Origin of the sequence: Bifidobacterium sp. W8110 (assembly GCF_016101375.1) — a bacterium.
In the GTDB taxonomy this organism is placed as follows: Bacteria; Actinomycetota; Actinomycetes; order Actinomycetales; family Bifidobacteriaceae; genus Bombiscardovia; species Bombiscardovia asteroides.
On the sequence record NZ_JACFQO010000003.1, the window covers coordinates 122204 to 141977 of the forward strand.

17 protein-coding genes are annotated in these 19774 nt (G+C 50.8%); 11 read left to right on the forward strand and 6 right to left on the reverse strand.

Annotated features, from left to right (window positions below; all coding sequences use genetic code 11):
- Window positions 1-32: 32 nt before the first annotated feature.
- Both H3T88_RS08850 and H3T88_RS06540 read left to right on the forward strand, forming a co-directional pair.
- Complete coding sequence (locus H3T88_RS08850; protein ID WP_198204009.1) at window positions 33-1415, forward strand: sensor histidine kinase; 1383 nt, start codon at window positions 33-35, stop codon at window positions 1413-1415.
- The gene (locus tag H3T88_RS06540) at window positions 1412-2041 is read left to right on the forward strand and encodes a response regulator (protein ID WP_110417186.1); all 630 of its coding nucleotides are present in this window, start codon (window positions 1412-1414) and stop codon (window positions 2039-2041) included. The genes H3T88_RS08850 and H3T88_RS06540 overlap by 4 nt, the downstream gene beginning before the upstream one ends.
- Window positions 2042-2262: 221 nt before the next feature.
- Here H3T88_RS06540 and H3T88_RS06545 read toward each other — a convergent pair whose 3' ends face one another.
- Together H3T88_RS06545 and H3T88_RS06550 are read right to left on the reverse strand one after the other, a co-directional pair.
- Entirely contained in the window at window positions 2263-2790 is a 528-nt protein-coding gene (locus H3T88_RS06545; protein ID WP_198204010.1) for a VOC family protein, read from the reverse strand.
- Between the two features lie 84 nt (window positions 2791-2874).
- Window positions 2875-3678 (reverse strand): MerR family transcriptional regulator, encoded by an 804-nt coding sequence (locus tag H3T88_RS06550; RefSeq protein ID WP_198204011.1) that lies wholly within the window; start codon window positions 3676-3678, stop codon window positions 2875-2877.
- A 329-nt stretch (window positions 3679-4007) separates the two neighbouring features.
- Here H3T88_RS06550 and H3T88_RS06555 point away from each other — a divergent pair, with 329 nt between their 5' ends.
- The 5 genes from H3T88_RS06555 to H3T88_RS06575 all read left to right on the forward strand — a co-directional run bounded on the left by H3T88_RS06555 (window position 4008) and on the right by H3T88_RS06575 (window position 8731).
- Window positions 4008-5027 (forward strand): ABC transporter ATP-binding protein, encoded by a 1020-nt coding sequence (locus tag H3T88_RS06555; protein WP_198204012.1) that lies wholly within the window; start codon window positions 4008-4010, stop codon window positions 5025-5027.
- A gap of 20 nt (window positions 5028-5047) precedes the next feature.
- A complete protein-coding gene (locus H3T88_RS06560) occupies window positions 5048-5875 on the forward strand; it encodes an ABC transporter permease (RefSeq protein ID WP_269748986.1) in 828 nt (275 codons plus the stop codon).
- Window positions 5872-6672, forward strand: coding sequence for an ABC transporter permease (locus H3T88_RS06565; RefSeq protein ID WP_198204014.1), 801 nt, complete (start codon window positions 5872-5874; stop codon window positions 6670-6672). The genes H3T88_RS06560 and H3T88_RS06565 overlap by 4 nt, the downstream gene beginning before the upstream one ends.
- Before the next feature lie 107 nt (window positions 6673-6779).
- Complete coding sequence (locus H3T88_RS06570) at window positions 6780-8060, forward strand: sensor histidine kinase (protein WP_198204015.1); 1281 nt, start codon at window positions 6780-6782, stop codon at window positions 8058-8060.
- Entirely contained in the window at window positions 8057-8731 is a 675-nt protein-coding gene (locus H3T88_RS06575) for a response regulator transcription factor (RefSeq protein ID WP_198204016.1), read from the forward strand. The genes H3T88_RS06570 and H3T88_RS06575 overlap by 4 nt, the downstream gene beginning before the upstream one ends.
- A gap of 69 nt (window positions 8732-8800) precedes the next feature.
- On the opposite strand, the gene H3T88_RS06580 is transcribed toward H3T88_RS06575, so the two are convergent.
- From H3T88_RS06580 to H3T88_RS06595, 4 genes are all read right to left on the reverse strand, one after another.
- Entirely contained in the window at window positions 8801-9787 is a 987-nt protein-coding gene (locus H3T88_RS06580; protein WP_198204017.1) for an alpha/beta hydrolase family protein, read from the reverse strand.
- Between the two features lie 625 nt (window positions 9788-10412).
- Window positions 10413-12620, reverse strand: coding sequence for a glycosyltransferase family 39 protein (locus H3T88_RS06585; protein ID WP_332461022.1), 2208 nt, complete (start codon window positions 12618-12620; stop codon window positions 10413-10415).
- A gap of 221 nt (window positions 12621-12841) precedes the next feature.
- Window positions 12842-13267 carry a hypothetical protein gene (locus H3T88_RS06590; RefSeq protein ID WP_198204019.1) on the reverse strand — a complete coding sequence of 142 codons (426 nt, stop codon included), beginning with the start codon at window positions 13265-13267 and terminating at the stop codon, window positions 12842-12844.
- Window positions 13233-13844, reverse strand: coding sequence for a glycosyltransferase (locus H3T88_RS06595; protein WP_198204020.1), 612 nt, complete (start codon window positions 13842-13844; stop codon window positions 13233-13235). The genes H3T88_RS06590 and H3T88_RS06595 overlap by 35 nt, the downstream gene beginning before the upstream one ends.
- A gap of 1866 nt (window positions 13845-15710) precedes the next feature.
- On the opposite strand from H3T88_RS06595, the gene H3T88_RS06600 reads away from it, so the two are divergent.
- The 4 genes from H3T88_RS06600 (at window position 15711) to H3T88_RS06615 (ending at window position 19772) form a co-directional block, all read left to right on the forward strand.
- Window positions 15711-16649, forward strand: coding sequence for a carbohydrate ABC transporter permease (locus H3T88_RS06600; protein WP_110417175.1), 939 nt, complete (start codon window positions 15711-15713; stop codon window positions 16647-16649).
- Window positions 16650-16665: 16 nt separating this feature from the next.
- Window positions 16666-17568, forward strand: coding sequence for a carbohydrate ABC transporter permease (locus tag H3T88_RS06605; RefSeq protein WP_198204021.1), 903 nt, complete (start codon window positions 16666-16668; stop codon window positions 17566-17568).
- Window positions 17569-17640: 72 nt separating this feature from the next.
- Window positions 17641-18975: an ABC transporter substrate-binding protein gene (locus tag H3T88_RS06610; RefSeq protein ID WP_110417173.1), complete on the forward strand. Its 1335-nt coding sequence runs from the start codon at window positions 17641-17643 to the stop codon at window positions 18973-18975.
- 101 nt (window positions 18976-19076) lie between these two features.
- Window positions 19077-19772: a DUF624 domain-containing protein gene (locus H3T88_RS06615; protein ID WP_198204022.1), complete on the forward strand. Its 696-nt coding sequence runs from the start codon at window positions 19077-19079 to the stop codon at window positions 19770-19772.
- Window positions 19773-19774: the final 2 nt, after the last annotated feature.

The window sequence follows — 19774 nt, forward strand, 5'->3', positions numbered from 1 at the left end:
GTGAATAAGTGTGCAAATCATGGGAGACATGAGTGAAAATCACTGAGGGAATTAATAGAGAAAACCAACAGCAAGACCAGCTTTCAATGAATCTAAATGGTGATTGCGGCGACGGTCAACTTGACGCGACCGCAAGGACCGATGCCCAGCGTCAACGTCTTCATAACACCTGGAACTGGTATTTCATTGTGGAAGCAGGCTGCGTAACAGGAGCCAATTGCTTCTTCTCGACTGCATCCATGACCTATAAACTTGTTTCAAGCTTTCTCATCCTATTGCCCTGCCTATTTTTCATGATCGTGGTTCTGCCTAGGGTATATGACAAGTCTGAAAGATTTGATCGGAAAACGGCAGATCAGCCGGTAAGCAAAACAGGAGCATATGGTTGGATTTTCGCTCTGCTGACGCTGGTCTGCCTGCCCATGGGCGCCTGGTTAGATGGTACCGCTATTCTGGCTCAGCTGTTTATCGTGCCACAACTCTTCATCGCTTTTGCCTACCTTCCTGCCCTGGGATTGGTAGGAGTCCTGAATATAGCCTATCTGGGCATGGTCTTGGCTGGAAAGAGATTTTTAAGCACTGATCTAACCGGCAATCTTATGCTCATGATTCTCGTAGTGGTATTCTCCGCAATGATTGGAAAGTCCTTTAATGTCCTGGCTTTGACCAACGGACATAATCAAATGCTGCTGGACAAAATGGAGTCTCAACAAGAGACGATTCGCAGACTCAGCAGAGCCGAAGGAGCGTCCATCGAGCGTGAACGTGTGGCCAACGAAATGCATGACACGATCGCCCAGTCTTTGACTTCCATTCTGGCCTTGGCCAGGGTAGCTCATGAAGAACTGATCGACGACATACCTGCAGCTCAGAAACATTTGGAAATGATCGCCAGCACGGCGAAGGGTTCTTTGGATGACACCAGAAGAATGATTGCGGATTCGGCACCGGCTGATCTGGATGGCAGGGACCTGAAGACGGCCCTGGAGCGGACAGTGCATGCCGCCGCAGCAAAGACAGGTTTTCAATCACAGTGCCAGATTCAACGAACCTTGCCGCCCTTGCCTAAGCAGACCGAGGTCAACCTGCTACGTATAGTTCAGGAATCCCTGACTAATATTTCCAAGCATGCCAATGCCAAGCATGTACAGGTGAGCTTGCTTTTGAAAGGGCAGGAACTGTTACAGCTTCGGATCAAGGATGATGGTCGTGGTTTTGATATTCAGAACTTGGATTTCCAGGAGATGGAAAAGGCCGGGCATGGCTATGGTCTGCGAGATATGGCCAAACGAGCTCAAGACGCGCGTGGGCGCTGTACGGTAACCTCCGTTCCAGGGCAAGGCACCTCCATAACTGTAAATATTCCTGTCGAAAGACCAAGTAACACTACTCGACCAGATAAGGAGGAAAGATGATCCGACTTGTCATGGCCGACGACCACCCCATGGTTCGGGAGGGCATACGCAGCATGCTGAAACGCCATGCAGACCTTGAAGTGGTTGCCGAAGCATGTAATGGCGCCCAGGCCATAGAGGCTGTAGCGAAAACACGTCCGGATTTGTTGCTACTCGATCTGCGGATGCCTGATATGAACGGTTCTGAAGTCACCCGGAAAGTGCTGGCTTCTTATCCCAAAACCAAGGTATTGATCCTTACCACTTATGATTCCGACCACGATATTCTGCCGGCCATAGAGGCCGGAGCCAATGGCTATCTGCTGAAAGACGTAGAACCTCATGTCCTGGCCCAAGCCATCCGTGACACTGTTGCAGGGTCCACTGTCCTGAATCCGACCGCCGCGGAAGCAGTCAGCAAGGCGCTGCGCCCTGCGACCAGACCAGCACTGTCCGAACAAGAGACACGTGTGCTGCGCGAGGCCGCCAAAGGCATGACCAATCGGCAAATCGCAGAACACTTATACATCAGCGAGGCAACAGTGAAAACATACTTCAGTCGGATCTTCGCCAAATTGGAGGTCAGCGATCGCACGGCTGCAGTAGCGGAAGCCATCGAAACTCTAGGCTTGAAATCCGAGCAGTAAACCTGCTGGCCTAACTTCCATAACTGGACTAACTTCAATAACCAATAGCCCGCTAACCGATAGCCCCTTAAGCGATAGCCTCTTTCGAATCCAGGGGCAAGAACCGGCTTTATACAAGAACAAACGTTATAAGTCTTATATATTTTTCATTCGGCCGTTCGAGACATCTAATCGTTGCTCTTTCAATCAAATCACGAGTAGGGGAGGTACTTCATCTTTGTTCATTGACCGTGCGAGTTCAGATAAACTTGAGCCTTCTGTTTGTCGACAGCCAAAGCGGCTGTTAGAATAAGGATCAGGCCTTCCGGAGTGTGAATCCTGGCTTCTAGTGAGTTCCACGGCTTACGTAATGGAGCTGAAGTGGAGCCCGGACGGAGGCGCTCGCATGCATCCACAATCTTGCTGATCTGCTTTTCCGTGACTGCTACGCTCAGGCTTCCTATGGACTCCATATCCGTATCAGGGTCGCCAGTATTGGAACCACTCTTACGAATCAGCACATCCTGAAAGGCCCAGCGCCTCAAGTGAATCATCATGCCCGGCATGGTGTATAAATTGATGAAGCCCAATCCCTGCGTCCAGAAAACCTCTGATTCATCTAGATCGTCGCTATACAGGCACATGAACATGGGCATGAGATAGATGCCCCTATAAGGTTCCGGCGGTTCCGCATCCTTCCCCGGCTCCGGCACGGGACTTATGCCTGCACCTGCATAAGCAGTAGTTTTGGGCTGGTCATGGTTGTCCATGGCTACCTCGTTCCTTAGTTGAAGTGTTTTGAATTGGGTAGTCAAACACAAAACGTGATACGTAGACGGAAGATACTGACTGCATCACTCCCATTTGACGGTTGCCGGATCTATCCCGTTTGCACGCGCTGCAGTTTCGATTGCAACCAGCATCCATTTCGCCAATCCAGGTTCCAGTTGTTCGTAATGGCGCCTGAAACGCGGGTCGGCCACATACATCCGCCCCAGAATGACATGCATGGACGGCGTCACATGGAACCATGACAAAGCCTGCCGATGTTCGTCAATCAGTTCGAGAACCTTATCTGATGTCGGAGCCAGCCCTTTTCGTTTGGCTTGTGCAAGCTCACTTTCCACGTCTTTAAGCCGGGTCATGTCCTTTTTCTGTTCTTGTTCGGAGCGGGAAGCTTTTCGCTCCGCATACTCAAGCCACTGTCTGCTAGCACCCCAGCGTTCGTATGCTTCCGAAAAGTACCGGTCCTCCTGATCGATCTTCGTAGGAGCTGAATCATTACCTGACCTTCCCTCGGCAAGGGCTATGAGTCGGTCCAGACGATCCGCAGCTTTCCTAAAAAGCTGGATTTTCTCATCAATTCGCGAGCGCTGTCCCTGCAACTCGTCCAAGGCAAGCGGTGTCTTGCAATCGAGCAATGCCTTGATTTGTCTGGCATTGAATCCCATCTCCCTATAGGTCACAATTCGCTCCAGCCGTGCGACGTCATCCTGCATATATTGCCGGTAATTCGACAGTCCACGAATGGGATAGATCAGTCCTTCCTCTTCCCAGTGGCGCAGCATTCTCCTACTGACCCCTGTAAGTTCAGACATCTGACCGATGCTCAAGCCGCTCTTGCTGCCTTCGCCACTGAATTCGCTCTCACGTGTCATGCCTTGACCCTAAACCCTGCCATCATGTCAAGGTCAAATCAATTGTTTCCTGGGGATGGATGAGGCAGTGCATGCACACACCGGCCCCAAACGCCCCAATAACAGGTTCTTGAGGAGGCAGCTTTTGATCCTGCTTGTTTGCGAAGTATTCCCCCTCCGATTATGAAAACGACTAAATCCGGCGAGACTCCTTCCCCATATGTGCAAATTAGCCTCGTCAGCAGCGACGTGTCCCCTGCAGGGGACAGTTTCTTTTCCCGCGTTGAAGGATTGCGCCCGCCGAACTTGCATAGGAATCAGTTGAATTCCGATTTGGAAGGGGAGGCGCAATGGCATATACGGACGGAAACAACGACCCGCAACTGGCTGTGTCCACACAGGGGTTGGTCAAGGCCTATGGCGGATTCAAAGCCGTGGATGGACTGAATCTACGGGTGCCGGCAGGCGGGGTCTACGGACTGCTGGGACCAAACGGAGCCGGAAAATCGACCACTATGAAACTCCTTCTGGGATTGACAAAACCGACTGCTGGAAGCATGTGGCTGCTTGGACAGCAGGTCGGGAAGAAGAGCAGGATCCAGCCGGGCCGTGTGGGCTCCATGATTGAAGGACCCAGCTTCTACCCAGGCTTATCAGGTCTCGATAACTGCCGCATGGTAGCCGATTATCTGGGTCTGCCAGTTTCGGCTTCCTCAGAAGTGCTCACCAAGGTTGGATTGCGGGGATACGAGAATAGGAAGGCGGGCGCCTACTCCCTGGGGATGAAGCAGCGGCTGGGCATCGCCATGGCGCTGATCTCACATCCGGAGCTCCTGCTCCTGGATGAGCCCACCAATGGCTTGGATGCCGAGGCAGTGGTCGAGGTGCGACGAATGATTATGGACTTGGCCGCCTCGGAGGGGGTCACTGTCATCATCAGCAGCCATATCCTGTCGGAGATTGAAAAGATGGCTCCGGTGGTTGGCATCATTGCCGATGGTCATTTGCTCTACCAGGGAACTTTGAAAAACCTGCGGGAAGAGGGTCATATCGATCTACGGGTGTCCGATCCTGGGCTCGCATCAGAGATGCTCGAAGCTCAAGGCATTCACCACGAATATATCAGGAAGAGCGCAACCCTGCGAATTCCCGAGATACCCGATCCACAAATCGGGTCGCTGGTAACTCGACTGGTTTCGCATGGTCTGCTGGTATACCGTGTCGCTTCCGAACGCAAAAGCCTGGAAGAGGCCTTCCTCGAACTAGTGGAAAACCCGCAGAACCATATTCCACAAAACTATGTCTTACAGAACCATGTAGCTCAGAGTGGTATGAAGCCGTCCGGTCTTAAACGGAGGAGCACACGATGAGCTCTGTCGAATCAATCTCCATGCGGTCCGAAGAATTTCGATTGGGAAAACCGCCACGCCCATCCCATCCAGGAGGGCTACCTGTTCTGCTTTCCATGGAGCTTCGCAAGTTGAAAGGCTCCTCATTCTGGTGGATGGCCTTGGGCATGATTGTTCTGGTTTCGTCATGGTCGGGCTTGGCATTCATGAAACGAGCTGAATCTTCGAACCCCGCCACTCGTACCGTAGCCCTTGCACAAGGTGAGATCTTCCAGACCGTAGGCCTGCTGGCACCAATCCTCGCGGCCCTGCTGACCAGCCGGCTTGCCGTCATGGAGAGCAGCGAGCGCATGGATCTCAAATGGCTCTCCTTGGGCCAGAGCCCGATGGGGATGTTTCTTGCCAAGCTCGTAGTTGCGGGGTGCGCGCTTACACTTTGCTTCGTAATTCCTCTGACTTGGATACCGTTGACGGCCTCGGCACAAGGGTTCCATCTCGAGGGCAGTCTGGCCGAATACATACTCCTTCCGACACTGATTGCCTGCTTCTCATCCATGGCTGTCACGACCATACAACTCGCCCTCTCCCTGACTATCGAAAGGCAGGCCATAGGCCTGGGACTGGGTGTGATAGCCGGTCTGATCGGGACTGGACTGGCCCCGATGAGTATGCCGGGTCTGGGCTGGTTCTTCCCGGCCGGGATCAGTTCCGCCGCCAGCCCGTTCCTGTTTTCAGCCAGCTCTGATGGTTTTGCCAGAATGACCTTGGTCACCAACCCCTGGCCAAAAGTTCTGACCAGCCTTCTGGCATACATTATCTGGTCGGGAATATCAGCACTCATCGTCAAGGTCAAGGAGTCAGACCGATGAACAGGCAATACCCTGTAAACGCTATAACCATCACCCCGATGCATCGCCACAAGCCATCGATCGCCGCCGCCCTCAGATGGGAGATTCGCAAGGCCGGCAATCTCTGGTACTGGCTGGCCACCATGCTCTTCGACGCCATAGGAATCTTCAACGGTTGGGACCAGTACCAGAGCTACAGACCGGACTTCCAGGCTCAAGGAGTGACCTGGGCTGCGGTCTGGGGGCAGGCGATCCTTCTGCCAAGCATGGTCTTCATACCAGTCCTGGTCGCAGCCTTTGCAGCCCAGGTTGAAGCCAGCGAGCACAAGGGACGCAACTGGCAGCGCCTTAATGCCTCCGGCATGGTCGGGACCGCCATAGTCGGGAAGATGCTGCACGGACTGCTGGCATCCCTCCTTACCGTCGCCATTTTCGAATCCGAATTCATACTCGTGGGTGTTCTGGTAGGAGGCTTCGACCCTGCGGAACTCGGTCCCTATCTTATGCGTGGCGTACCGATGACGTTGTCAGTGTGGGCCATTATGACTCTGACCCAGGCCATAGCTGCCAGAGCCGAATCCTTTGCCTCAACCATGAGCATCATGTTTCTGCTCACTCTGGCAGGCTGTGCGCTGTCGGTTGCCGCACCGGCTTTGGCACTGCCTTATCCGCTGGCCCTGATCACCACTGCATCCGCAGCCCGTGACATGGGCAATATCGCGTCTACGGCCTCTATGGCGGCCTCGTGCATGACGGCAATCCTCTGGGTGCTGATCAGCCTCCTTATATTCCGGCACGAGGCCCGCAGAGCAGTCTAATTTTGATGCAGAGTCAATGAAGAGAGGATGCAGCACTCGCAAGGTCGCACATTTCAGTGTCTGACAGCATAATGGACTACCAGCAGTTACCAGGAAGAGGCTCATCGATGAGGGCAGACAAGAAGACTCAAGGTTGGATTCAGTTATGGAACCGGCCATACACGGCCTTCGTGGCAGTCTTTCTCTGCGCCATCTACGAGACGATGATGCTGACCAGGCTGATTCTCGCCCCGGGCAGTGCCAATCGAACCCTTTACCAGGTTTTGAAGTCTGACAGCTGGGGCTTGCCCCTGTTCGTGGTCATTATTTTTGTCGCACTTGTCACCCTATGCCTGCGCCGCCTATATCCTATGGCGACCCTACTGGTTTTCAGTGGCCTGCTTGCCCTGACTGCCGCAATCTATGGCTCGGGATGCACCTACCTGATCATCCCCTGGCTCGTCAACCTCTACGCCTGCGCTGTAGAAGCCAAAAGCATGGCATCATTGGCAGCCGGACTGTGTAGTTCCACCATTCTGGGTCTGCTCAGCATTGCACTCTCTACCAACTGGCATCATGATGTCCACTTCACTGACCTTCTATATCCGACTGGTCTGGCATTCGCCCTGTGTCTGACAGCCGCCTTTTTCTCACGCTCAGCAAGGCAGTCACGCATGTCGGCGCAGGCGCTGGAGGAGGAGCGCTCGCATGCCCAGACCCTGGCCCGCGAGCGGGACCAAGCCATGTATCAGTCCAAGGTCGCCGCCGATTTGCACGACAGCCTGGGTCACGACTTGACCGCCATCATCGCCCTATCCGAGGGGATGGATCATGCCAGCGGTAAGCCGGAAATTGATGAGGCCATCTCGATGATCAACGACCTGGCACGACAGGGATTGGACGACACCCGGACAGCTGTAAAAACCCTGCAATCAAAGGCAGGACCTGAAAACGACCCAGCGCAGTCCATAGGGGAGGAGCATGGCTGGAATGACATCAAACCCATCCTCGACCACGCCCGTCATGCCGGCATCAGCACTGCCCTGACAGAGACAGGCCGCCGACCACAGGATCCCAGGCAGGCCAATCTTGCTTTCACTGTGACCAGGGAGGCGATCACCAACGCTCTCCGCCACGGACAAGGAGTCGATCGTATTGTGGTTTCCTGGGATCACGACAGCCAGGGCGGCACAAACATTACCGTTCGTGATGATGGCCAACTTTTGAACAACGATACTGACAACAACGGTAGCAACGGTACAGGCCTTGCCAGGTTAGGAGCCGAAGTGCAAGCTCATGGGGGCAGCTTCCATTCTGGTCCTGGTCCTGACGGTTGGATCTTGCAGGCCCGCATACCCTCACTAGCCGCAATGGCAGCTGACAACAGGGGTAAGGAGGAAAGTGCATGATCCGTGTCATGATCGTCGACGACCAGCGCCCGACCCGCATGGGACTGGCACTCATGGTCGCCAAGGATCCAACCTTGCACGTCGTAGCACAGGCGGCCAACGGCCAAGATGCTCTGGATCAGCTGGCTACAGCCGCCGAAAATCAGCAGCCTCTGCCCGATGTGATTCTGATGGATGTGCGCATGCCTGTCATGGACGGGCTGGATGCCACCAGCCGTATCAAAAAGCTCCATCCTGAAATGAGCATTCTTATTCTGACCACCTACGACGAGGACGACTATGCGTTCACAGCCTTAGGGGCAGGCGCCTCCGGCTTCTTGCTCAAGGATGTCAAGACAGCCGATCTGAATAGAGCCATCCATGCGGTGCAAGCAGGCGATGCCATTCTTACGCCGCGCATCACGGCCGAAGTGATCAGGAGGGGAGTCCCAAAGACAAGAGCCAGTGATGAGTCTAAGGCTCGCGAAAAATTCGCCCAGCTGGGCAAACGCGAGCTTGAGGTCGCTTCGCTGGTCAGCCAGGGCCTGACGAATGCGGAGATTGCCGAGCGCCTCCAGCTGCAGCCCGACTCGGTCAAAAAGACAGTCAGCCGCATACTGGCAAAACTCAAGGTCAGGGACCGGATCAACATCGCCGTCCTTTGGTATCAGGCCAACTTGGCAAACCACTGAATAGCACTGAATGCAAGCGGGCTTATCCCTAGATGGAAGGGGACTTCATCCGGCTGTATCTTTTACGGCTTAATCCATATATTGGCGATAGAAGTCCGCCATTTGGTTCATCAACGGCACATCCAGCTCGAAGCCCCTCGACTTGTCGAAATGCTTGGCCGAATATGCGTTATAGCTTTCGTTAGAAGGCTTTTGACCCAGTCGTCTCATGTGTTCCTTGTATTTCTGGTCGAATTGCTTGCGGTATCGCACTGAGTCCTGTGAATAGTAGACATAGGCGTGCCCGCGATCCTGGTATTCACGGAACCGGAATCGTGGGTTGGACTGAAATTCCTCACGGAAGAGGTCATAACTATATCTGACCGGTACCACCTGATCGTCCCGGCTCTGAGTGATGAAAATTCCCGCCTTGGATTTCTTCAAGCCATCCAAAGCGGTATAGCCCGCAAACTTCCCGAACTTTATATGCTCATACAAGCTCACGCAGGGCATGATGAGCGAGACGGCAGGGCCAGCGATTTTTCTGCCGGGCTGACGCATCATATCGATCGAGCGATTGAATCCAGAAACCATGACCGTGGCCTTGACCTCTGGGTGAAGGTTGAGAACAGCGCCGACGGCATAGCCTCCCCAGCTCTGTCCGAACAGGAAAAGAGGGAGACCCTTATATGATTGCTCACCCTCCACGAAACGAAGGGCTTGGTCAAGATCCTCGACCCCTTGAGGAAGGCCCCTGACGGACTTGCCAGCGCTTTCATCATTACCGGTGACGTCATAGGCGAAGACCAGGAAGCCCTGGGAGGTGAAGTAGTTGGCAACATCCATGTAGGTATTCTGTCCGCCGCCGCCGAAACCATGAGCAATGACCACAAGGCCCTCAGCCTTGTCCCCAGGCTGGTTCGAATTCTCTCTTGAATACTGATATCCTGCCAGTTTCTTACCGTCCTTGGACCGGAAGACGCACCGCTTCATGCGCAAGCCGGGAAAGTCTGCGAGCGCATAACGCATCCATCCGGGAGTGTTATACCGTTTTCCGAAGGTGTCCTCATAGACCAAAATGGAAGCCCCCGGCAGAATGATAACCATGACAAGAACAAGTACTATTGCCAGGGCAAGAAGGGCCCGCCTCCAATTGCTTTTGGGCTTTGTCCCGTCCGGATTTTTGGACATTTCACTCCCTGATCGGCACCCCATTGTCTGCTTGTATAGATATAAATTCTATAACTATGAGACCAGACCGACCAAGCGGTATCGCAGTGATTTAATCGCGTGTTTGTAAATACTTGTCCTCCTATTCGTGTGGCAAAGGTTGTCAGATTCTTATTAGCCGGTGTTCGTTTGAAAATGGTTCCATTTGTATGGATTATCTACTACCGTGCAATGCAACCCTCGCAACGCAGACCAATGTAATGAAATCAATGGCGCTATTGAGTTTGATCTGCAGTGATTTGGACTGCAATAACAGATCCTGCAATAATCAGACAAAAGTACCTTCCTGTATTTATCAATAAGAAATGAGCGGACTGTGATATTCCCGGCCCGCTCACTGCTTTGCACTTTTACACCACACAAAAGAGACAACTACTCACAACCTACAGCTTAGAAGTCAGTGGCTCGTCTCATCTTTATCTTGTTACCGCAAACCTGGGAGTATCCCTTAGCCAAGAGCTGCCCCCACCGCTCAGCTGGCCTGCTGCTGGGTCAGATCATACACAGTGACGCCGTCAACCGTGGTTGCGGTATAGTGCTTGGCCACCCACTGCGAGATTTGTGTGGCCGTATCGGAACCTCCCATCTGATGACCGCCCATCTCACCAGCTATGTAGTAATGAATCTGCTTATCCTTCACGTACTGCTTGAACTGTTCCAAGTTGGGGTAGGGGTCGGAACCATTGAACCCGCCAATGGCCATAACCGGCTTTTGAGAGGCCAGCTGATAGCCCGCCGCCTGCTGGGATCCTGTCGTGGCCGCGGACCATCGGTAGGAGTCGGATGACTTTTCCAGCATGACGACGACCTTGGAACTGGACCGGCCTCCACCAAGCAGACTTCCTCCTTTCATCCTTCCTCCTTCTGATCCCCCATGGAATCCAGATTTGCCCCTGCGCTGTGAACGCATGGAGGGCGCACCCGAAGAGCTGGATTCCCCCTGTGGCCCTGAAGAATCCTGGCCCATGGGACCTGGTCCTTGAGAACCCATGCTGGGAGGCTGTTGACTATCCGAACTACCACCGGGCATCTGGCCCTGCTTGCTCGGCTGTCCCAGCTGATCCGTCGGGTCTTGACCCATTTGATATGAACCCATGGGACCGCCGTCACCACCAGGTATGCCTTGCTGCATATTGCCAGGTGCCATGCCGCATGCCTGACCACCACCATGCCGGCCACCGCCAGGAGCACCCCCGGGCATACCACCGGGGCCGCCACCCATGCTCCTTGAAGTCAGACTGGGGCCGGCCAGGACGATTGATCCCATGTGTCCTTGGGATACGGTGTACAGCGTCCATGCAGCAGGGCCAGCCATAAGCCCTATGACCGAGAGAATGAGGGCTACAAGAGCGAGTCGTCGTATTCGCAAGAGTCCAGCCAAAGCAAAACCGAGGGCGCCCATGAGACCGATTATGAGAATGGACCACTTGAGCCAGGGGAGCCACTGGGAGCGACCTGCCAGACTGAAATCCCAGAAGGCCGCGAAGGTGATAAGAATCGGCGTGACAATCCTGGCCCAGAGCTTGTCCCGGGCGATCCACAAACTGAATGCGCCGATGGCCACCATCGCAGCCAGGGCTGGAGCCAGTGCCACAGTGTAATACTGGTGGAAAATGCCGGCCATAAAGCTGAAAACGAGCCAGGTAACGATCGACCAACCTCCGAAAGCAATGACGCTGGCCCTGCGCACATCAGTACGGGCAGCTCTGCCGATAACTAACAAGCTGATGACAATGCCCGCGAAAGCCAAAGGAGCCAGCCAGGAAATCTGCGTACCGAACTCGCCGCTGAACAGACGGTTAAGGCCAGTCTGGCCCCACTTGCCGCCACCGCGACCACCACCAGCCGGCATGCCGCCACCTTCATGGCCATGGCCAGGTATGACCGATTCCTCCTCGCTGCCGGTCAAGCGTCCGAAACCGTTGTAGCCAAAGGTGAGCTCAAGGAAGGAATTTCGCTGGGAGCCACCTATATAAGGCCTGTCGTTGGCTGGCACGATGACCGTCAGCAGCACCCACCAGCCAGCGGCGACGATCATGGAACCAATGGCAGCCAGTGAATCCAAGATGCGACGAACCATGCCTGTCGGCGAGGCCAGAAGAAAAGCCAGGGCAAAACCAGGCAGTACGAGCAGCGCCTGCAGTTGCTTGGTAAGGAAGCCGAATCCAATCAGAGCACCGGCCAGGACCATCCACCAAGTGCGCTTTCGATTGCCAGAAGGATGGTTGGCATACTCCAGGGATCTGAGGAGCGCGTGAGTGGCACCGGTCATCAATAAGACCAGCAAGGCATCGGGGTTGTTGAAGCGGAACATGAGCGCGGCTACCGGAGTGAGCATGAAGATGAAACCGGTGACAATACCCGCCCAGTCTCCCCAATACCGGCGCACTGTGGCATAGAGCAGGTAGGTGGTCGTAACCCCCATCAGCGCTTCCGGCAGGAGGATGGCAAAGGAACTTAGACCAAAGATACGCACGGAAAGTGCCATCAGCCAGAGGGCTGCCGGCGGCTTGTCCACGGTGATGGCGTTCCCTGAGTCCAGGGACCCCCAGAGAAAGGCCTTCCAGCTGACCGAGCCTGCCTGGGCCGCAGCCGAATAAAACTCATTGGTATATCCGGATGCTGTAAGGTTGATGAAGAATATTGCACAGGCTGCAAGCAGCATGGCTCCAAGCGCCACCCAATCTCCACGAGTCCGTCTGGGCAGAATATACGCGCGGGAGGTGTGCTCCTCAGCGACTGTGTCTACGCTTGTTGATCGTAGCGGATTGAAAGTCCGTGAATGCGAGGGAGAAGCCATAGCTGCTGTTAGAAGCCAATGAAGCGTTCAGATAAGTGAAGTTTGCTCTTTCTATATCTGATTTCGTTTGCTGTCAGTCCGTTTCCACTGCTGTCAGCCACTCAACAAGCGGCAGCTTCTTTGACTGGATTCTGCATACTTGAATGCGGATCCTTCTCTTCTGCAGGCAAGAGGGATCCGCGTAGCTCATGTTGGCGGATCTGATCCCAGATAGCAGGGGAGTCCAGGTCGACGCGAAGCTGCTCGACCGCTCGGGCCTCCATACCCTCCCTGACCCGGTGCATGCCTTCCAGATCCTTCTTTACCGTGTCTGGAATGTCGACCGTCGAGCCGGCATCCTCCACCCAGCGAACAGGCAGCTCCAGCATGGTCATTCCGGCCTGCTGGGCTCGCACAAGCAGCTCGGTATTGAAGAACCACTCGTCATCTTTCACCTGAGGCAGCAGGGCATGCGCAGCCTGGGCAGTAATGGCCTTGAAACCGCACTGTGCATCATGACAGGAGACCGCCAGATATGAGCGGAGCATGAGGTTGTAGGTGCGCGAAAATGAATTCACGTTTGGGGGAGCGGGTGACCTGAGATTGCGGCAACAGACGCGAGCCAAAGGCGATGTCAGCCCCACCCTGGAGCAGGGGAAGAATAAGGCTGCCCGTAGAGCCGATGTCGCTGGATAGATCCACATCCATATATGCTACGAATGTCGCCCTGGAGCCAAGCCAGGCCTGTTTCAGGGCGTACCCGCGGCCCTTTCTGGTGAGGTGCAAGGCGCGTACCTGATTGGGACACCAGTCACACAGGGACTTGGCGATCTGCCAACTGGCATCGGTGCTGGCGTTGTCCGCAATCACGACATTCCAGCTAAAGGGTGTCAGATCTCTGGGGTGACGATCCAGAAAGCTGCATAAGGTGGATACGGAGTCAACCAACTGGGTCTCCTCGTTGTATATGGGAATGACAATATCGGCATCGACCGGCGCTGGATCGCCATGGTAGATAGGCGAATCATCTTCACCCGGTGGGATTTGCCTGTTGCCAGAAGAGCGCTTGCCAGGCACATAGAGTTGCCCGCTGATGTTTCTTTTGAGTATATTCGTTGTATTCATGACTCATAGTAAACAGCGGCTTCTTGGGATATTCCTCGAACTTGGCTTTATAAACTGATTAGACTCCTTAAAAAGTATCATGAGGATTTCTCAATGTTTGCTGACACATCAGCGTCAAGAATCAACAATCGATAGCTTTCTGCGCATCAATCAGCTTTGTGTTGCTTGACGCTCAGCAAAGGATAAACCGCATTAAATTCCCAAACACCGTCAAGGGCCGGCACTGCTCATATACATCCGAGCTGGATCCATACCATTAATAATCCTGAAACAATGATTGTAAGAGTGACGCATCTCTTGGTTGAGCATTTTCTGATTTATCAAGTTCAATCCCTAGATCTAATCCTGAAATGACCGCAATAGCTTTATGGGTTGGCCGCCGTTCCCACGTCGAAGACAAATGAATCAAACACTAGCTGGCTTTCTTGGTCTTGGATTTTAGTCCTGCGGAAAATATTTAATCAGAGCTTGCTTTCTTCCCCTTCCCTTTATGCTGGCAGCCGGAGTATATGGATAATCGGAGATGCAAAAGTCCAAATTGAATTTGGGAACATAAGTACTGGGGAAACCACCCAGATACTATCGCTTCCTAATACCCGAGGTTTGTAAAATGCGAATAAGAAAGTTAGTAGAGCAGTATAGATTGCAGCAAGATATTCTGAGAAACCAACCGAAGCATTAAAGTTTATTTACTCAATTCATGATCACGTACCGGATCAAAGAGACCGTACATGCTCCCGCTGTAAACTCCACTCTTAATTCCTGTAATTCACCGAAATGTGATACTGAATAGAAAACTGTGCTAAGAACCAAGAGCAGACTCGGCACAAACCAAAAACTGTCAATTGTCCACCCGACCGCTCTCTGACGACATTTCTTTTGCAGAATCGCGGCATAAGCTGAAAGGACATATTATGGATAGCTACGCGCGCGAGAGAGGGAGAGAAAAAAAAAAGAGCAGTATCAGCTATATGGTTTTCTTTTTCCATCTTTTATCTCAAGCAGTAAAAGTCAATCTATCAACCATAGCAGATTCAATTCATAGCAGTGATTAGGGTAATAGCAGTGATTAGGGCTCAGCATAGCTAAAAATTTAAAAAAAAATAATATGAATAATATCAAATATACTTTCGTCCAAATTATTAACTAAATAAAATGCAGAATTAAGAACGGAAGGGCCACATTATTAGATAGGCAAATATCTATTGGTTAAAGCGGACAAAACCGGTATTGGAATAGCCGTATTACAACTTACATATTTAAAGTAATTGAATATAATCTACTGCTTCACCATAAATAACCTAATGTAAATAACCTAATGCGCTGAACGCTGACCCCTCCGTTTCTGGCATCAGTAGCTCAATATAACGGTCTTGACTCATGACTTACGTTTGATAAATAGAATTTTTTCAAATACAAGAATGTTGTGATACTCAAATAATGAATTTATCCGCGCACTTGTATCTATGACTTTACCCACTAATATCAATACGGTTCATAACCATGAACTATTTTTCTTCGGTGCTTTGCATATAGATGTAAAAGCCTGTGTGCTCAAATCACTAACTACAAATAACTCTTGACTTAAGCAAACGTTAACTCGCTCTTCTTCGCTGGAATCGACAAGAAGATATTTTCCAGCATCAAAACTGATTCTATAAATCTTTTCTATACTCGACAGGCACTTTGACAAAATCAACGGTCTGTTTTAGAGTTTGATACGAATCGAGTAAATTCGTATCGATTTAAGGACAGAGGTGTTCGCACAGTCAAAGACATGTATCTGCAGTCGTCTGAGCAAAGGTACAAAGCCCTGCGTCGACCGTTAGACGTGTCTACTTGTCTGTTATGCTGAGGAGGTGGGCTATGAGCGCCGCAACAGAATTCGCGACGTTGATAAACAATCGAAAAAAGGGAAAACGCGACAACAACAACACAGATATTAAGCCCGCATGCGGATTTCTGCTGCCATGGCTCATAGGTGCTTCTTGCCTCACGCTTATTCCCATGATAGCTTCTCTTTTTCTGAGCCTGGCAAATTACAATATGCTAAAGCCACCTCGCTTCATGGGGCTGGCAAATTATCAGCGAATGCTCACTGACCAGCGTTTTCACCAAGCGCTCAAAGTAACTTTTACCTATGTTATTATTTCCGTTCCTCTCCAACTTGTTGCCGCTCTAGCCCTCGCGATTTTGCTCAACAAGGGCATGAGAGGACTCGCCTTCTACCGATCAGCCTTCTACATACCTTCGATGCTCGGAGGGTCTGTAGCAGTTGCTGTACTGTGGAAAATTATCTTCGGGACAAATGGGATAATTAATCAGACACTGCAGATGTTTGGTATACACAGCACCCAATCGTGGGTGGCGAATCCGTCTACAGCAAATTGGACGTTGATTGCATTACACGTGTGGCAATTCGGATCAGCAATGGTGATTTTCCTTGCTGGTCTTCGCCAGATACCTAAAGAACTATATGAAGCAGCCAGCGTGGATGGAGCTGGCAAATGGCGACAGTTCCAATCGATTACTATACCAATGCTCTCTCCAATAATCTTTTTCAATCTGGTCATGAGTATTATCAATAGCTTCCAGAACTTTACCCCAGCTTTTGTGGTATCCGGAGGTACTGGGGGACCGGCAGACTCCACACTTTTCTATACTCTATATTTGTATCAGCAAGGGTTTGGATCTATGCGCATGGGTTACGCATCAGCAATGGCATGGGTGCTAGTAATCATTGTTGCCATTTTTACAATCATTAACTTCGTCTTGTCGAAGTTTTGGGTTCATTATAGCGACTGATAGTCAAGAGAGAGCCATGACATCTATAAATTCATCATCCAAGACCATACAGAAAACAGACTTTCCGGGAGAACACGCACGAGCAAAGAACACAAAAACATGGGTTGGAATAGTGAAGCAGCTCGTTGTCCTCGCTTTGGCTATTCTCATGCTTTATCCAATACTATGGATGGTCGCCAGTTCGCTCAGAGCTCCATCAGAGATCTTCGCGAATTCCGGACTCGTTGTGCGTAAGCCCGTATGGAGTAATTACAGTGAAGGGTGGAACGCCTTAACTTACCCCTTCAGCCGTTATTTTATGAATTCATTCTTGATTGTTGCTTGCGCAATATTAGGCAATATTTTTACTTGCTCCATGGCAGCATACGCTTTTGCGAGGTTGAAATTCCGTTTCCGAGGTCTTCTCTTTGGCTTTATGCTGCTCATGCTGATGGTCCCAGTACATGTGATAATAATTCCGCAATATATACTTTGGAATAGCCTGCATTTGGTCAATACTTTTGTTCCTTTAATTCTTCCAAAATTCCTTGCTACAGATGGTTTCTTCACATTTCTTATGTATCAGTTCATCCGTGGGTTACCCCGCGATTTGGATGAGGCTGCTAAAATCGATGGGGCAGGGCATATACGTATTTTCTTTCAAGTATTGCTGCCTTTGATGAAACCGGCTATTGGGACGACAGCCGTATTCACCTTCATCTGGACTTGGAATGATTTCTTTAGCCAGCTAATATATTTGACCAAACCAGAAATGTACACTGTTCCCATCGCTCTGCGTACTTTCATAGACGCACAATCTCAATCCTCATTCGGGCCTATGTTCGCAATGAGCGTGGCTTCAATCATACCTCTGTTGATTGTTTTCACACTAGGTCAACGCTACTTAGTCGAAGGCATAGCCACAACTGGCGGTAAATGACAAGCAATTGGAGACAAATACAACATTTTCCTATAGGAAGTTAATTCTAGTCAAAACAACGAAGGAGCAATTATGCGAAAAACCGGCAAATGGCATCGTATTTTACCCATTGCTTACCTGGCAGTGGCAATGTGCCTTACAGGATGCGGATCGAGTGTATCCGATTCTGCGGCTGAGAAAACAGCTATCGTCACTCCAGCGAAAGGAAAGGTCTCTCTTACCATTGATTGGTGGGGAGCCGACAGTCGGGTAAAAGTAACAGAGCAAGCAATTCAAGCATTTGAAAGCAAGCATCCGAATATAACAGTCGAAACACAATACTCAGATTGGTCTGGCTACTGGGATAAACTTGCAACTAACTCCGCTGGTGGAAATGCACCGGATGTAATGCAAATGGATGAGCTCTATCTTGCATCATATGCTTCCCAAGGTTCGCTATTTGATATGGATCGTGTCTCGAATTATCTGAATCTCAATCACATGGATTCTTCCTTAAGAGGCATGGGCAAGGTAAATGGAAAGCAATATGCTGCTCCGATCTCATCCACGCCGCTTGGCATAGTCGTTAATATGGATGTCCTAAGTAAGCTTGGGCTAAATCTGCCTGATACAAAGCAGTGGACCTGGGATGACCTAATCAGCTTTGCAAAAGAAGTAACTACTAAATCCAATGGACAAATTACAGGAATAGCTCCACTAAATAACGGCATGGGATTACAGATTTGGGCGAGGCAAAACAATGAACAACTCTTCAATGAAAATAAGGTATCTATCTCAGAAAAGACTCTGTCTTCATTCCTAAAAATGTCCTACGACTGGACGCATGGAAAAAATCCGATATCCGGGACGGCAGATCATCTTTCAGAGCAGGCTTCCGGGACAACAGACCAATCTGATCTTGCGACCAATAAAGCCGCAATGGGCTTTACCCAGGCAACGCAAATCACTGTCTATTCGAAAGCGGCTGGAACCGATAACATGAAACTCGTTCCTATACCTCAAATGAAGGCGAACGAGAAGGCTTCATATCTCAAACCTGGAATGTACTGGACTATTTCAGCCAAATCAAAACATCCTGCCGAGGCAGCGATGTTGGTTGATTTCCTTATCAATAACAAAACCGCTGGTAAAATACTTGGTACAGAAAGGGGAATTCCAAGTAACAACGATATTCGTAAAGAACTCTCCGGAACTTCAACTGGTGTTCAAAGACAAACACTTGATTTCCCCACACTGATAGCAAAGACCATCGGCAAATCTCCGGCAGTTACTCCTAATGGAGCCTCTGACCTCGATAAAATAATTGCCCGCTATTCGCAAGATGTCGCTTTCGGCAAAAGAAGTGCTAATGATGCTGCAAAATCCATGAAAAAAGAGATACAAGATAACATAAATTCAGCTCAATAGATTATTCCCTGCAGGGTATGGCTGGTTCTGCATACTCAAGGAGATGCTGAATCAGCCACACCCAGGTATCAAGGCAGAACTCATGATTAGAGTGAAATACAATGAAGCTTTTCGATTCAATTTATAATCCACCTGAACGCGCGCCTGATCAAGACGAAGCCTGTGATATTAGTAGTCAATCAGCACCAAGAAGGGTTAAAGATGTTGTAGTTCATCACACTTCACAACTTATTGAACTTAACATCCTCCTGATCGTAACTTCTTTACCAATCCTGACTTTGCCTATTGCATGGTTTGCAGCCACCAACATTTGCCTATCATTATTAGAAGGCAAAATAGTTTATGTCTGGCATGACTTCTGGCATTATATTCGGAATATCTGGAAACCGGCCTTACAAATGGGAATCACAAACATCTTCATGTTTGTGCTCGCTGGGATTGGCATGGCCTTCTATAACAAAGGTGGAGACATGCTGGGTAAATCTCTTTCTTGCGTGTGTGTGATCATTTGCATTGCATTGCTGTTGCAATCAATTTACCTACCGACTATGAATAACTTAACTGGGCTGACAATGAAACAGAAGTGGGTTAATGCAGCGCTCCTTGTCCCTGTTCAACTCAAATGGACATTAGCGACCGCATCATTCGACATGTGCATCGTTTTCATTGGTGTGGGTTTACTCCCATATAGCTTCTTCATTATTCCGCTGATTGGAGTTTCTTTACTGGTATTAGTCAACGCGGAATGTGCCAGTCATGGGTTGATCACTTATGTTGTCAAGCAAAGAGGAAGATAAGG

Excerpts from the sequence above, each read along its gene's own strand:
- H3T88_RS06540 (WP_110417186.1), top strand. The coding sequence starts at position 1,412 with ATGATCCGACTTGTCATGGCCGACGACCACCCCATGGTTCGGGAGGGC.
- H3T88_RS06545 (WP_198204010.1), bottom strand. The coding sequence starts at position 2,790 with ATGGACAACCATGACCAGCCCAAAACTACTGCTTATGCAGGTGCAGGC.
- H3T88_RS06550 (WP_198204011.1), bottom strand. The coding sequence starts at position 3,678 with ATGACACGTGAGAGCGAATTCAGTGGCGAAGGCAGCAAGAGCGGCTTG.
- H3T88_RS06555 (WP_198204012.1), top strand. The coding sequence starts at position 4,008 with ATGGCATATACGGACGGAAACAACGACCCGCAACTGGCTGTGTCCACA.
- H3T88_RS06560 (WP_269748986.1), top strand. The coding sequence starts at position 5,048 with ATGCGGTCCGAAGAATTTCGATTGGGAAAACCGCCACGCCCATCCCAT.
- H3T88_RS06565 (WP_198204014.1), top strand. The coding sequence starts at position 5,872 with ATGAACAGGCAATACCCTGTAAACGCTATAACCATCACCCCGATGCAT.
- H3T88_RS06570 (WP_198204015.1), top strand. The coding sequence starts at position 6,780 with ATGAGGGCAGACAAGAAGACTCAAGGTTGGATTCAGTTATGGAACCGG.
- H3T88_RS06575 (WP_198204016.1), top strand. The coding sequence starts at position 8,057 with ATGATCCGTGTCATGATCGTCGACGACCAGCGCCCGACCCGCATGGGA.
- H3T88_RS06590 (WP_198204019.1), bottom strand. The coding sequence starts at position 13,267 with ATGCTCCGCTCATATCTGGCGGTCTCCTGTCATGATGCACAGTGCGGT.
- H3T88_RS06595 (WP_198204020.1), bottom strand. The coding sequence starts at position 13,844 with ATGAATACAACGAATATACTCAAAAGAAACATCAGCGGGCAACTCTAT.
- H3T88_RS06600 (WP_110417175.1), top strand. The coding sequence starts at position 15,711 with ATGAGCGCCGCAACAGAATTCGCGACGTTGATAAACAATCGAAAAAAG.
- H3T88_RS06605 (WP_198204021.1), top strand. The coding sequence starts at position 16,666 with ATGACATCTATAAATTCATCATCCAAGACCATACAGAAAACAGACTTT.
- H3T88_RS06610 (WP_110417173.1), top strand. The coding sequence starts at position 17,641 with ATGCGAAAAACCGGCAAATGGCATCGTATTTTACCCATTGCTTACCTG.
- H3T88_RS06615 (WP_198204022.1), top strand. The coding sequence starts at position 19,077 with ATGAAGCTTTTCGATTCAATTTATAATCCACCTGAACGCGCGCCTGAT.